Below are 12899 nucleotides of genomic sequence, written 5' to 3'. Positions count from 1 at the left end.
TCTATCTCCTAAAAAGTCCTAACTTTGTCCCAAATTTGTCTTATTCGAGTCTCATTTCCCAGTAAATAAAGTGCGCCTAAAATAGCTTCAAAACCGGTCGACATACGGTAAGTCTGCACATCCGTGTTCTTTGGAGTGGATCCACCATGATTATTTCTACCCAAGCGATACCAGTTTTCTTCTTCTTCACTAAAGAATCCTTCTTGATGCAACTGTTCATAAAACTGAGCTTGTGCCTTAGCACTCACATATGAAATACTCTTTTTCTGCAAGATTTTTCCTTGCCCTTGTCCATCCATCAACAAACTATTACGCACCTCCAAGCTCCAAACAGCATCTCCCAAGAAAGCTAAAGTACGACCGGAATACGAGGATAAATCCACTAGATTAACCCCTTTTCTTGAAGAATATTCCTATATTGATCCGCTTGATCAAAATTTCTTTCTTTCTTTGCGGCCAGCCACGCTTGATAAATCTGTTTATCTTCCTTAGAAACGACTACTTTTTCCAATTTTATGCCCAACACATCCATCATTTTTTCTATGCTATTCACCAAACCCATGATTCTAGTATAATCCGGTTCCTTTTGTCGAATAGACGCATTTAATTCCTTGACAGTTTCAAAAATCACCGTATACGCATTGGGGGTATTCAAATCATTTTCCATTTGTTTGATAAATCTATCAAAAGAAGGTGTATCCACCGAAAAATTCCATTCCACATCCGCAAATTTAACTTTTAAAGTGGCGTTATGAACAGCCATTAAGATTTTTTCCAATTCCGTTTTGGCTGCTTGAATCGTTTCATCAGAAAAATTCAATTCTTTACGATAATGAACCGAACTGATCAACCAACGCGTTAAATTAGTTCCTAATTCTTTCGTCACATCCATCGCCCATAAGGTATTTCCCAAAGATTTCGACATCTTTTCCCCATCAATATTCACCATGGCGTTATGCATCCAATGATCCGCTAATTCATGTCCAAACATAGCTCTTTGTTGCGCCGCTTCATTTTCATGATGAGGAAATTTTAAATCCAATCCGCCACCATGAATGTCAATGGTTTGACCTAAATTTTCATTAATCATAACCACGCATTCCGTATGCCATCCAGGGCGTCCTTTTCCCCATGGAGACTCCCATTGGATACCTTTATCTGTCTTTTTCCACAACGTGAAATCCAACGGATTTTTCTTTTGTTCATTTTCAGCAATCCGATTACCCGCATCCAGTTCTTCTAAATTTTGATGAGATAAAGAACCATATTCCGAAACAGAATCCACCGAAAAATACACATCTCCATTTACTTCATAAGCATGTCCTTGATCCTGTAGCCCTTTGATAAAAGAAATAATACTGTCCATAGTATGTGTGACTCTTGGGCAATGATCAGGTTGTTCAATATTCAATTGTTTTCGCAAATCTTCATACGCTTGAATATAACGATTGGCAATTTCTTCCTCACTAACCCCCTCTTCAAGAGCTTTATGAATGATTTTATCATCTACGTCCGTGTAATTTGACACATAGTTCACTTTTAGCCCTATAGCCTCAAACACTCTTTTCAAAACATCAAAAACCACCATTGGTCGTGCATTTCCAATATGTGCATAATTATAGACAGTTGGTCCACAAACATAAAGGCTGACTTCCCCCTCTTTTCTCGGTTTAAATTCTTCTATTTCCAACGTTTTTGTATTGTATAGTTTCATACACCTTGTTCCTCATTTTCTTGTCCTATTATATCAAATACCGCATAGAAAAGGCTGGATTTCCAGCCTTATTCACCAATATAAATGGAATAGATAGAATCTTCCACCTTTAACCAATTTTCGAAATCCTTCATCCAGATATAATCATCCACATCCACAACGCCTTGATTCAACAGCTTAATCAATTCTTCATCTGTATAAGGACCCGCTTTTTCTTTTGTTATGTGATTTAAATAATACCAAATTTTATCCATTACTTAACCTCCACATGTTGCTCACCCGATTTAGAAATATCCACTTCTTGCCCCGGATTACTCAAATGATATCCGCCCGGAATATCCCCATCTTGGATAATGGAACCCAATGGATACGATCCTCTCGCTAAGGTATAAGATTTACGCCCTACGACAGATCCGTTCTTTGTAAACACAAATGTCACGTTGTATTTTTTCAGTGTATAAACCGCTCTAACCTTTGTTGGTGCACTATCCCGATATACTTTCGGTTGGTTCGAATGTGCTGTAATCTCAATCGTATGCTCTGAATTTTCCGGAATACCTTCATTATCTATGTGATAGGTTGTTTCTAATTGCTTATCAACCAACACCCGTCCATCATAAACAATCTTATAATAATCCGCATGTTCCACCTTATCCCATTTGAATGTCCAACCATTTTTGGTTACTTGATTCGTTACATTTTTTGGCGAATCCAGATCAATGACTTTTTGATTATAGGTATAGTTAATGGTTGTCACATCACTTTCAGCATATTGATCTTTCTTATCTGACAAAGCTGTAATCGTGACTTTATAAGTCTTCCCGGACTCTAACTTTGTTGTAGGGACACTCGTGCTGTTGCTTGCAATATCTTTCAAATCAAGAGCCGGCTCAGTATCAATGGTCACATGATAGCGATCCGCATTTTCAACCGCATCCCATGTGATATTTACATTAGCGGTCGTTTCAGTAAATTTAATATTTTTCACTTGCCCTAATTTTTTAGCTTGTGGTTCAGCCAAGGGAGCTGTATTTTCGTATTGATTGGAACTATTATTACCAATACCTGTCATTCTGCCGTTTTGATCAATGCCGACCAAAGTATCTCCCTGTCCCGCTATGAAGCGGATGTTTTGCCAGCGAGCCAAAGTCACCTTATCAAAAGAAGTCTTTTCTTCATTGACCAAAGACCATTGAATCTTATGATTCTGATCAATAGCGAAAATGCCATCTTGAGTCAAAGCAACATCCTTCACTCCGGATAAATGGCTTCCATTCGGAACTTCTTTTTTGCCTTTGGCAATCACTTGAACACGACCTTCTGTTCGAACGATCACAATCATTTGATCATTGGCACGAATACTTTGAACACCACTCATCCCCTTCACTTCAGAACCATCACCAGCCACTAAGACCTTCCCGTCACCTTGTACACCAAAGCTAACATTTTTACCGGCATAGACACGCTTTACATTCTTCCAATCAGAAACCGCACACGCATTGTCATTTCCCGAACAAACAACCGTTCCATCTTTCTTCAAAGCTAAGATATGATCATGACCGGCCGCAATCATCTGAATTGATTTCATCTTAGAAACATCATCATTGCTTTCATTACTAACGACCGTTCCATCTTTCTTCAAGCCAACCGCATGATCGCCATAAGCACTAACTTGAACCAAATTTTCAAAAGCATTCTTATGGCTCAAATTCCCACGAATCTTGACATTGCCATTATCTTCAATATACATTGAAAAATGTTTTCCCAATGCCAACCGATTCATATCACTGATGGCTAACGTATTCTTGCGGTTGAAAAACAAACTAATCAACACAACCAAAAGGATCACCGAAGCAGTCACTCCACTTCCAATCCAAATGGCTTTGCGACTAATCTTCTTCCGTTTTTCAACTTCTTCCTTGATTTCCTTTTTGTGTTGATTATCTTGAATGGTAGACATCACCTTTGTTTCCTCAAAAGCATCCACAGACTGAACTTTAGACGCCAGATCCATCGTTGCTGTTTGTGACGCCTCTTTCTTTGCCTGTACAAAACTAGGAATGATGACACTCTTACTTAATGTATCTAATAAATCCTGACTAATCTCTTTTCGATTATCCATGAGTAATTCTACGGGTATGTTAAAAAGAATGGCCATTTTTTGAATCTGCGAAAAAGCAGGAAGACTGTTTCCGTTTTCCCAATTCATATAATCTTTCACAGATATGTCTAAACGACTCGCCATTTCACCTTGGGCATAACCCAATGATTTACGCAAATCTCTTAATTTATTTGGAAATTTATTAATCATGAAATCCTCCGCACTTATTATTTTATAGGCGATTAGTTTTCAATTCAAGGAAATAAAAAGCTCACCGAAGTGAGCTTACTTTAACTACTTAACGTTTGCGAAGTATTTGATGGTTCTTACCATTTGAGATGTATAAGAATTTTCATTATCATACCAAGCTACTGTTTGTACTTCGTATGTATCCTCATCAACCTTCGTAACCATTGTTTGTGTCGCATCAAAGATAGAACCGTGTGTATCATCCACGATATCAGAAGAAACAATCTCTTCCTCATTATATCCAAAGGAATCTGAAGAAGCGGCTTTCATCGCCTTGTTAATAGCTTCCGCCGTCACATCTTTGCCTTTGACAACCGAGAACAATAATGTAGAAGATCCTGTAGGAACAGGAACACGTTGTGCAGCACCAATCAACTTACCTTTTAATTCAGGAATAACCAAGCCGATAGCCTTAGCAGCACCGGTAGAGTTTGGAACAATATTGCAAGCAGCAGCACGAGAACGACGCTTATTGCCCTTACGTTGAGGACCATCCAATGTCATTTGGTCACCAGTGTAAGCGTGAACTGTACACATGATACCGGTTTGAATTGGATATAAATCGTTCAATGTCTTAGCCATAGGAGCTAAGCAATTGGTTGTACAAGAAGCGGCGGAGATGATCTTATCTTCAGCTGTTAACGTATGTTCATTTACAGAATAAACAATGGTTGGCAAGTCATTTCCTGCAGGAGCGGAGATGACAACTTTCTTAGCACCTGCTTTGATATGAGCAGAAGCTTTTTCCTTGCTGGTGTAAAAACCGGTACACTCCAAGACAACATCAATGTCCAATTGACCCCAAGGCAAATTCGAAGCGTCCGCTTCTTTATAAATTGTAATCTCTTTTCCATCAACAGTAATGGTTCCTTTTTCGTCATCAGAACTAATGTCATGGTTCCAATTACCATGGGTGGTATCATGCTTCAACAAATAAGCTAACATCGAAGGAGTTGTTAAATCGTTGATAGCAACAACCTCATACCCTTCAGCCACGAACATTTGTCTAAAAGCAAGACGACCGATACGGCCAAAACCGTTAATAGCAACTTTTACATCTGTCATATGTCTTCTAAAGACCTCCTTTTAGCACTTTTATTGTAGTATCCCCATTATAAACAGTCAATTACGAACCGTTATAAAAGCCCTTACATTTTGGCCTTTTAAGCAAATTCATTTAAATTTAATGGGCGATCATCTAAACCAAAGGCTTCTTGGACCGTTTCCACCTTATGACCATACAATTTTGAAAATAAAATCGGATGATTCAAACGTACCATCGTTGAATCATAAATCGCTTTTTTGGCTTTGGGAAAAGCCACACTTAAATCTTCCGCTTCACTAACTTCCAAAATCAGATTTGGATTTTCCTTAGCCGCCGCATTCATTAGTTTAATCAAACTATTTGCATCTAAATACACCATTTCCTCAATACGCAACTGTTTCTTTCCATTTGGCAATAAAGACGCATACCCTTGAATTTGATCTTTGCCATCATAATAAGCTACGATTTTTCCACCTTGGGCAATGATTTCTTTACGATACTTCACAAAATAAATTAAATCACGAGCATAAAACCCATTAAAACGACGGATAAACACCGAATATACTTTTAATAAATCTAACGCTTCCGGATTATAATTCAGACCAAATCCATTTGTCCTTGGTAAGTCTTTAGCTTGTATACGAAAGGCCAAACGACGATACACCATCTCAAATCCATATATCGCATATAGCTTTGGACGATCAGCTTGAATCAATGTAATCAACTCCGAATGTTCACAAGCATCGAGAGTAATCTTCATCAATTGTTTCATATAGCCGCGATGACGATGGTTTGGATGGGTACAAACACCCAAAATCATAGATGTCCTTAACACCTGACCATGCAAAACCAAGTTATGTGGCGCTCTTATTAAAGAACTCACCACTTTTCCATCGACAACTATCACATAACAATGTTCCGGTCGAAACAGATGCTTAAAATAATACTCCGTATATCGAGAATCTACCGGTTTAAAACAAAGTTTCCATAATTGTTTAATTTCTCCTGCTTGGGATGGAAGAGCTCTTTGGACCATTTTCATTACCTCTTTTTACTCAATACAAGTATAACGGATAAAATACCGTTTGCGTTCTTAGTTGAAAATTCTGATGATAAATAATAGCACTACTTGAAATAAGGCTGTATGCGATTAGAATTAAAACCCCATCACAGAATCCTTTCAAGTGGTATTCCATCCTTCATAAACAACCTTTTCTCCACTTTTCAAAGATGATTCTGAACAAGCTCACGAATTTTTACAAAACGATGCTTCATTCCCGACTTTGAAATGGCTATTCCCGTTTCTTGTTCATACAATAAACATAATTCCGCTAAAGAGCTTTCCGGATATTTCTTGCGCAAGCGAATCACATCCGCCAATTTTTGGTCTACCATTATACCTCTTTGTTCTAAAAGATGAATATCTTCCAATTGTTTCATGGCCGCATTTTGGCTTTTCACCTCATTCGCCACATCCATGTTATTCAAACGAGTGATGGAATTACTAAAATCTCTTGATAAACGAATATTTTCATAATTCATAACCGCTTCATCAGCTTCTATCAATCGCAAAAAATCCGCTATCTTTTCTGCTGTTTTCACATAAACCACCCACTTATTTCTTCGATGGATCATTTTAGCATGGATGTAAAACTTTTTCATTTGCGCTTGTACAAATTCCGCATGAGTTTGACTATTAGTGCTAATTTCCAAATGATAACTTGACTTTTCCGGATGATTGATTGATCCCGAAGCCAAAAAACACCCGGCCAGATATGCCCGAATCTGTGAGGTGGTCGATACCATTTTCGCCAACGGTTTTTCCAACAACCCACGACTACTCCAAAGTCCTAGATCCTCCAATAAAAGCTTAGCTTGAGTATGAACACGTAGTCCATACACCATATTCTTCTTTAAATTCATCTTCCTCTTAATAAACAATTCCACCTGTGCTTGATATATTTCTTTAATCAAACGAACAATCATACGAGCCACAGCCGCATTTTCAGTTGAAACGACTAAGTGAAGTTCACCATTCGATAAAACCAAAGAAGAACATAACTGCAAAAGGGACGATAAACAAGCCCGTCCATCTTTTTCTTCCATTTTTTTAGCAGCCACTTCCGCTTTTACCTCTGTCGCAAAGGACATCTAGGCCTCTCTTTCTATCACTTCAGCTATCTTTTTCGGATCATGACGAATCAATCCATTTTCAAACGTCAATAAAGGTTCCATGATCAAACGATAGGCATGTTTTAACTCCGACACTTGTATCGGATGACTTCCATTTCGAATATACGATTCTAAAATGGTGGACGGAATGATATCCTTCGAACCAATCACAACATCCACCTTTGCCCCATGCGACAACAAAGCTTGTACATGATCTTCTAAGCAATAGCCGTCCGTTTCCCCCGGTTGACTCATCGCATTACAAATGTAGATTTTCTTAGCTTTGGTATTCTTCAAAGCTTCCCTCACTTTCGGAATGATGACATTGGGCAAAATACTGGTATATACAGAACCAATTCCATAAATCACTACATCGGCCTTCATAATGGCCTCAATCGCTTGTGGCGTAGCTTGTACATTTTGATCATAAAACACTTCTACAATGTGATTATCCAATGTCGGAATGTTCGCTTCCCCTTTGACCACCACTCCATCTTCCATTCTGGCAAATAAGGAGATTACTTCTGTTGTGGCAGGAATAATTTTTCCTTGGACATTCAATACCTCAGCCACTTGTTGAATCGCTTCCAGAAAATTCCCACTTTGTTGAGTTAGAGCTGTTAAAATTAAATTTCCCAGGTTATGACCGGCAATATCCATCTCCGTTCCATCCGAATCCTCAAATCGATATTCCATTAACCCACGCATTAGAGATTCCCTTTTTGACATCGCTATCATCACATTTCGAATATCTCCCATGGCTGGAATATGGAATTGTTTTCGCAAACGCCCGGTACTGCCACCATCATCAGCCACCGTCACAATAGCTGTTAATTCAATATTTTCTAATTCCTTCAAACCGCGACAAATAGTAGCTTGCCCATGGCCACCACCAATGACCACTATTTTCTTTTTATTCATGAAACCACTCTTTCTCATCACGGTGTTCTTTATAACAATGGTATTTCTTTTTGTATAAATCAAATAGATAGTTCGTTATCGTTACTGAACGATGCTGACCACCCGTACAACCAATGCCAACCGTCAAATGATTCTTTCCTTCTTCTCGATACTTTTCAAATACGTAGTCACAATAAGTGGTTAAATATCGCAAAAACTCCTTCGTTTCCTCTTTTTCCATCACATAGGCATAGACCGATTCATCGTTACCGCTAAAACCACGTAAAGAAACTTCCCAAAAAGGGTTTGGTAAGAAGCGAACATCAAAGACCAAATCAGCATCCATAGGCAAACCATATTTATAACCAAATGAAATAAAAGAAATCGAAAAGCCTTGTTTCTTAGAAGTTAAAAAATACTTTTCCAGTTTGGCTCGCAATTCCTTTTCCGTTGTAAAAGAAGTATCAATCACAATCACATCCTGACTCATATATTGTTGAAAACTTTGCCTTTCAACAGAAATGGCTTCTTCTAATGTGTTCACACTATTTGATAACAACAAAGGATGAATGCGTCTTGTGCTTTTATATCGTTTTAGTAGAATCGAATCTTGAGCATCTAAAAATAACGTCTGAAGTCGAATATCCGATCCCCGAAATAAACGCAAAAAAGTTGGGAAATCTTGAGCTGTCGTGCTTAAAGCCACCCGCTCATAGCGAGGATCAATGCTGGATTCAATCATATCCACCAAAAAGCTCATCAACTGAACAGGATAATTATCAATAATGTGATATCCCATATCTTCTAAAATACGGGTGACAGAACTCTTTCCGGCTCCACTCATACCACTCACCAAAATGACTGATTTATTTTTCATCGCCCCATCCTTTCCAAAAAAAGCCCAAACAGGCTTTTACATTTTGTCATAAGTCCAAGCGTGATCCGCCTTTAAAACTTCTTTCAATTCATCTAATTGATGAATGATGACATTCGGTTTTTCTTTCTTTAACTGAGCTAATTTCCTTTGTTCCGTATTAAACCCAATCGCAAAAACACCCGCTTTCTTAGCCGCTTGAATATCCGTCACATTATCACCAATGTATACCGCATTAGAATGACTGGCTTTCAATCTTTGACAAGCAAAATAAATCCCTTCCGGAGACGGTTTTGGATTTTTAACCTGATCACGACCAACAACCACGGAAAAACAATGATCCAAATGAAGTTGTTTCAACCACGATTCACAACTCTCTGTCAAACGAGAAGACACCAAACCGATCGTATATCCTTGTTCCCAAAGATATTCCAAAGTCTCTTGCGTTTCCGGAAATAACGATACTTCTTTTGACCAAGAGAAAGAACGCTGATATTGCCGATATTCTTGCACTAAAGCATTCGCATCTTGATTAGGGAAAAAGCGTTCGATTTCTTCTTTCAAAGAAGCCCCAAAAACCTCTTCTTGTTTCTCCATTGTAAAGTTCTTTAAACTACTATATTTCTTAAACAAATACGCATAACAATATAACACCATTCTTCGACTATCCATGATGGTTCCATCTAAATCAAAGAGCAGAAGCGGTCGTTCAGGTCGACGCTGATAGATCCAATACAATAAAGCAAGACCGATTCCCTCGGTGATCACTTCTAACAAGAATTGAGATTTCAGATTTGGATCCCATTTAAAGACCGTTGAAGCCAAGGTACTTAAACCAAGCCAAATAAATGTTAACGCAAAAGATTGACCTCGCTTAAAACCATGACGATAAGGTCGGAATAAATACCAGATTGTAAAAATGCCCACTATATCCAAGAAAATCGCAAACCAAACGCTACTTCTTTCCACGGCTCGAGCAATTCGTATAATGACCGTTGTTCCTGCATATAAAGGTGCTATAAAATCCAACACTTGAAGAGAAGATAGACGTCTTTCTTTCGCATAAAGGCCAGTAAATATGGACACGCCAAACAAGCCGCCGACAATTGAAAATCCCCCATCATTCAAAGCAAAAACATAGGGCAAGTATTTTAAATATTCATCTAAATTTTCTATGACCCAAAAAAATCTTGAAACCAAGATGGCTCCTAAAACAGCAACCACCACAATTTCTAAATTGAATTCTATACGAATTCCTTTCTTCATAGCTTCATGATACGCAATCCAAACCGCCAATGAAACACCGACTAAAACGCCAACGGCATAAAAAGGTAACGTAAAACTCCCCACGCTCAACAAAGTCATAGAATCAGGGAAAAATTTCATAATACTTCCTCCTTACCCGCTAATACCATAAATCTTTTTTCAATAATTTTAGCACCGGCATTCCCTGTTTTCACTAACATATAATGTCTAACAGCGGTTTCCACTAATACCGACAAACTTCTCCCGGCACTAATCGGTAATGTTAGTTTTGGAACAGAAACGCCCAATATTTCCATATGTTCCAAATCTTCGCCGCCAATCCGATCATATTCCGCTTGGCTATCGAAAGGCACTAAGTCAATGACCAAATCAATTTTTGAACGATGACGAATCGCTGAAACACCAAACATTTTTTCAACATCAATGATACCAATACCACGAATTTCTAATAATCCCTTCAATATTTCTGGCGCTCTTCCATATAAATCATTATGAATATGGCAAATATCCACTCGATCGTCCGCAATCAAAATATGTCCATGATGAATTAATTCTAGTGCTGTTTCCGATTTTCCCATACCGCTGGCTCCCATAATCAAAACACCAACGCCGTCTACGGAAACCAAGACTCCATGTTTAGTATCTTCTTCTGCCAATTGTTCATCCAAAAACGAAATCAACTCTGCTGTCACTTGTTGAGTCTCTAAAGGCGTACTTAAAATAGGGAAATTCAACTCTTGTGCTAATCTCTTCATAATCTTTGGGACGGGATTATCGTGAGTCACAATAATAGCGGCACTATAATACTCCAACAGTTGACGAAATCTCTTCTCTTGAATATCCTCAGGCATATTATTAATATAACGAGTTTCTTTATTTCCGATTAACACCAACCGGGAGGGGACCGAGTCCCTGAAATTACCCATTAACTCAAAACCCGGACGATTAATATCATTATCTTTGGTGAAATTTTGCAACGCTTTTTCATCTCCTGTCACTTGAGTAAAATGAAAAAAATTGATGATTTCCTGAATAGTTACATTTTTTTTATTGGGCATATAAACTCCTAGTCAGTATTATACCATTGTCTTTCTAGAATAAAAACCGAATAACCCAGCTAGCTATTTCCCTATATTTTATCTGTAAATAATAGCATTCTCCGTCGTAAACTTATACTCGCTTTTAGTTGAGTAGGCTCATCAAAAGAAATTGAGTTATTATCACATCAGATGCTTTGTGATGAAAATGATTTTTGTCGAGTATGGTCTGCATCAAGTCTTATGCAAATGATAGAACTGCAAGAAAAAATAGTATTTGTCAAAAAGATTACAAAAGAAAAAGACCTATATGCTTGTGGAATTATAGTAGAGGCGACACAAATAATATTTAGTAAAAAACGAACATCTTCAAACGCTGTGGAAAATAAAGAATCCGCAAAAATAGAAAAGACAAAAAATCTATCTTTATTCACCTATATAACCTTTCGAAACACAACCGTTTGATAAAAAGAAAGTTTCATATTAATCTGAATAAGGCCCCTACATCATCATTAAAATAGGATGTTCGGTTTTTATATACGTATAGATGGAACAAATGGGTCGTTTGTTCCAATGTAAATTTTTATTTAGGAGAAAAAGATGATATTTGAGACACCTATAAAGACACTTGTAATGCTGTATTTTATTTTCATGCTTTTACCTATCATGGCCTTTGTGCATCCAGGCCTGAAGTCATCCTATTGGCACATTAGTCGTCAAAAAAAATTATGGATTATTCTATTAGTACCATTATGCTTAGTCGGAATATATCTCTTTCTCTTTGCCCCTATTTTCTTGCCTTCCTCTACGTCATCAAAATCCACTGATTTATACATGTTCTTAGGCAAGCTCTTACTCATTCTTTTCATCATATTTGGTCCTCTTTGTATTTTTGCTTTTATCTACAAAATCCGGTGGGCCAAAAACCATCCCGGATATGCCATCCTCAAATTAGAACAAAAGACTCACTTAACCGCAAAAGAAGGAATTCGTTTTCTCTCAATTGATAAAAAGCCTCTCGGAAAATCCAAAAACACATTACAATTTTTTGAAAAGATCCTCATCACTCCCGGAAAACATAGGGTGGAATTTTGTAAATTTACGCAACTTTTTTTCAGAAAAGTCCCTGTTGGCACTGAAGATTTTAGAAAAGAATTTTTATTTCATTTTGATAAAAACACAACTTATTACGTTACCTTTGAAGAAAAAGGAAACCTCAAGCAATTTAACATCCGAAAAATTTCGTAAACACCCTACTAACCACTACTATTTCAATTAATCAGTATATCCTAAATATTAAATGCCTGATTCTGTTTGACGAAGTCTTTACTAATCGACCCCATCCACAATCCAGCACAAAAAAGAGCGGTACACATCAAATGTACTGCTCTTTTACTTCTGAAATGAATTATTCCATTTCTCTTCTCTTCATGATAACAATACCCAACATACTCATAATAGAACTCATCAACAATCCACCATACATCATCCCTTGATGATCATCTGATGTCCTTGGTGTCTTTGCTTTCTTTAAATTCTCC

Annotated in this window: 13 protein-coding genes; 2 read left to right on the top strand and 11 right to left on the bottom strand. The window is 37.6% G+C overall.

Annotated features, from left to right (window positions below):
- Positions 1-8 precede the first annotated feature (8 nt).
- The 11 genes from HMPREF9013_RS05335 to hprK all read right to left on the bottom strand — a co-directional run bounded on the left by HMPREF9013_RS05335 (position 9) and on the right by hprK (position 11379).
- Positions 9-383: a Mini-ribonuclease 3 gene (locus HMPREF9013_RS05335; protein WP_006627357.1), complete on the bottom strand. Its 375-nt coding sequence runs from the start codon at positions 381-383 to the stop codon at positions 9-11.
- Entirely contained in the window at positions 383-1714 is a 1332-nt protein-coding gene (gene cysS / locus HMPREF9013_RS05330; protein ID WP_006627356.1) for a cysteine--tRNA ligase, read from the bottom strand. The genes HMPREF9013_RS05335 and cysS overlap by 1 nt, the downstream gene beginning before the upstream one ends.
- 68 nt (positions 1715-1782) lie before the next feature.
- The gene (locus tag HMPREF9013_RS05325; protein WP_006627355.1) at positions 1783-1968 is read right to left on the bottom strand and encodes a DUF4339 domain-containing protein; all 186 of its coding nucleotides are present in this window, start codon (positions 1966-1968) and stop codon (positions 1783-1785) included.
- Positions 1968-4025 (bottom strand): fibronectin type III domain-containing protein, encoded by a 2058-nt coding sequence (locus HMPREF9013_RS05320; RefSeq protein ID WP_006627354.1) that lies wholly within the window; start codon positions 4023-4025, stop codon positions 1968-1970. Before HMPREF9013_RS05320 ends, HMPREF9013_RS05325 begins: the two co-directional genes overlap by 1 nt.
- A gap of 84 nt (positions 4026-4109) precedes the next feature.
- Complete coding sequence (gene gap / locus HMPREF9013_RS05315; protein WP_006627353.1) at positions 4110-5129, bottom strand: type I glyceraldehyde-3-phosphate dehydrogenase; 1020 nt, start codon at positions 5127-5129, stop codon at positions 4110-4112.
- Positions 5130-5227: 98 nt separating this feature from the next.
- Entirely contained in the window at positions 5228-6145 is a 918-nt protein-coding gene (locus HMPREF9013_RS05310) for a GNAT family N-acetyltransferase (protein ID WP_006627352.1), read from the bottom strand.
- Positions 6146-6333: 188 nt separating this feature from the next.
- On the bottom strand, positions 6334-7260 hold the full coding sequence (gene whiA / locus HMPREF9013_RS05305) for a DNA-binding protein WhiA (RefSeq protein ID WP_006627351.1): 927 nt from the start codon (positions 7258-7260) through the stop codon (positions 6334-6336).
- Positions 7261-8202 (bottom strand): gluconeogenesis factor YvcK family protein, encoded by a 942-nt coding sequence (locus HMPREF9013_RS05300; protein ID WP_006627350.1) that lies wholly within the window; start codon positions 8200-8202, stop codon positions 7261-7263. It lies immediately after the preceding gene.
- A complete protein-coding gene (gene rapZ / locus HMPREF9013_RS05295) occupies positions 8195-9058 on the bottom strand; it encodes an RNase adapter RapZ (RefSeq protein ID WP_006627349.1) in 864 nt (287 codons plus the stop codon). Before rapZ ends, HMPREF9013_RS05300 begins: the two co-directional genes overlap by 8 nt.
- Positions 9059-9094: 36 nt before the next feature.
- The gene (locus HMPREF9013_RS05290) at positions 9095-10441 is read right to left on the bottom strand and encodes a prolipoprotein diacylglyceryl transferase family protein (protein ID WP_006627348.1); all 1347 of its coding nucleotides are present in this window, start codon (positions 10439-10441) and stop codon (positions 9095-9097) included.
- On the bottom strand, positions 10438-11379 hold the full coding sequence (gene hprK, locus HMPREF9013_RS05285; RefSeq protein WP_006627347.1) for an HPr(Ser) kinase/phosphatase: 942 nt from the start codon (positions 11377-11379) through the stop codon (positions 10438-10440). Before hprK ends, HMPREF9013_RS05290 begins: the two co-directional genes overlap by 4 nt.
- A 171-nt stretch (positions 11380-11550) precedes the next feature.
- Between hprK and HMPREF9013_RS05280 the strand changes: the two genes are divergently transcribed.
- Together HMPREF9013_RS05280 and HMPREF9013_RS05275 are read left to right on the top strand one after the other, a co-directional pair.
- Entirely contained in the window at positions 11551-11823 is a 273-nt protein-coding gene (locus tag HMPREF9013_RS05280; protein WP_050772089.1) for a hypothetical protein, read from the top strand.
- A gap of 135 nt (positions 11824-11958) precedes the next feature.
- The gene (locus tag HMPREF9013_RS05275; RefSeq protein WP_006627345.1) at positions 11959-12606 is read left to right on the top strand and encodes a hypothetical protein; all 648 of its coding nucleotides are present in this window, start codon (positions 11959-11961) and stop codon (positions 12604-12606) included.
- The last annotated feature ends 293 nt before the right edge of the window (positions 12607-12899 follow it).

It is taken from the genome of Bulleidia extructa W1219, from assembly GCF_000177375.1.
GTDB classification, from domain to species: Bacteria; Bacillota_I; Bacilli_A; order Erysipelotrichales; family Erysipelotrichaceae; genus Bulleidia; species Bulleidia extructa.
This window is presented reverse-complemented; position numbering and strand designations above follow the sequence as displayed.

Coding starts and splice junctions, on each gene's coding strand:
- cysS (WP_006627356.1), bottom strand. CDS start 1,714: ATGAAACTATACAATACAAAAACGTTGGAAATAGAAGAATTTAAACCG.
- HMPREF9013_RS05325 (WP_006627355.1), bottom strand. CDS start 1,968: ATGGATAAAATTTGGTATTATTTAAATCACATAACAAAAGAAAAAGCG.
- HMPREF9013_RS05320 (WP_006627354.1), bottom strand. CDS start 4,025: ATGATTAATAAATTTCCAAATAAATTAAGAGATTTGCGTAAATCATTG.
- gap (WP_006627353.1), bottom strand. CDS start 5,129: ATGACAGATGTAAAAGTTGCTATTAACGGTTTTGGCCGTATCGGTCGT.
- HMPREF9013_RS05310 (WP_006627352.1), bottom strand. CDS start 6,145: ATGGTCCAAAGAGCTCTTCCATCCCAAGCAGGAGAAATTAAACAATTA.
- whiA (WP_006627351.1), bottom strand. CDS start 7,260: ATGTCCTTTGCGACAGAGGTAAAAGCGGAAGTGGCTGCTAAAAAAATG.
- HMPREF9013_RS05300 (WP_006627350.1), bottom strand. CDS start 8,202: ATGAATAAAAAGAAAATAGTGGTCATTGGTGGTGGCCATGGGCAAGCT.
- rapZ (WP_006627349.1), bottom strand. CDS start 9,058: ATGAAAAATAAATCAGTCATTTTGGTGAGTGGTATGAGTGGAGCCGGA.
- HMPREF9013_RS05290 (WP_006627348.1), bottom strand. CDS start 10,441: ATGAAATTTTTCCCTGATTCTATGACTTTGTTGAGCGTGGGGAGTTTT.
- hprK (WP_006627347.1), bottom strand. CDS start 11,379: ATGCCCAATAAAAAAAATGTAACTATTCAGGAAATCATCAATTTTTTT.
- HMPREF9013_RS05280 (WP_050772089.1), top strand. CDS start 11,551: ATGCTTTGTGATGAAAATGATTTTTGTCGAGTATGGTCTGCATCAAGT.
- HMPREF9013_RS05275 (WP_006627345.1), top strand. CDS start 11,959: ATGATATTTGAGACACCTATAAAGACACTTGTAATGCTGTATTTTATT.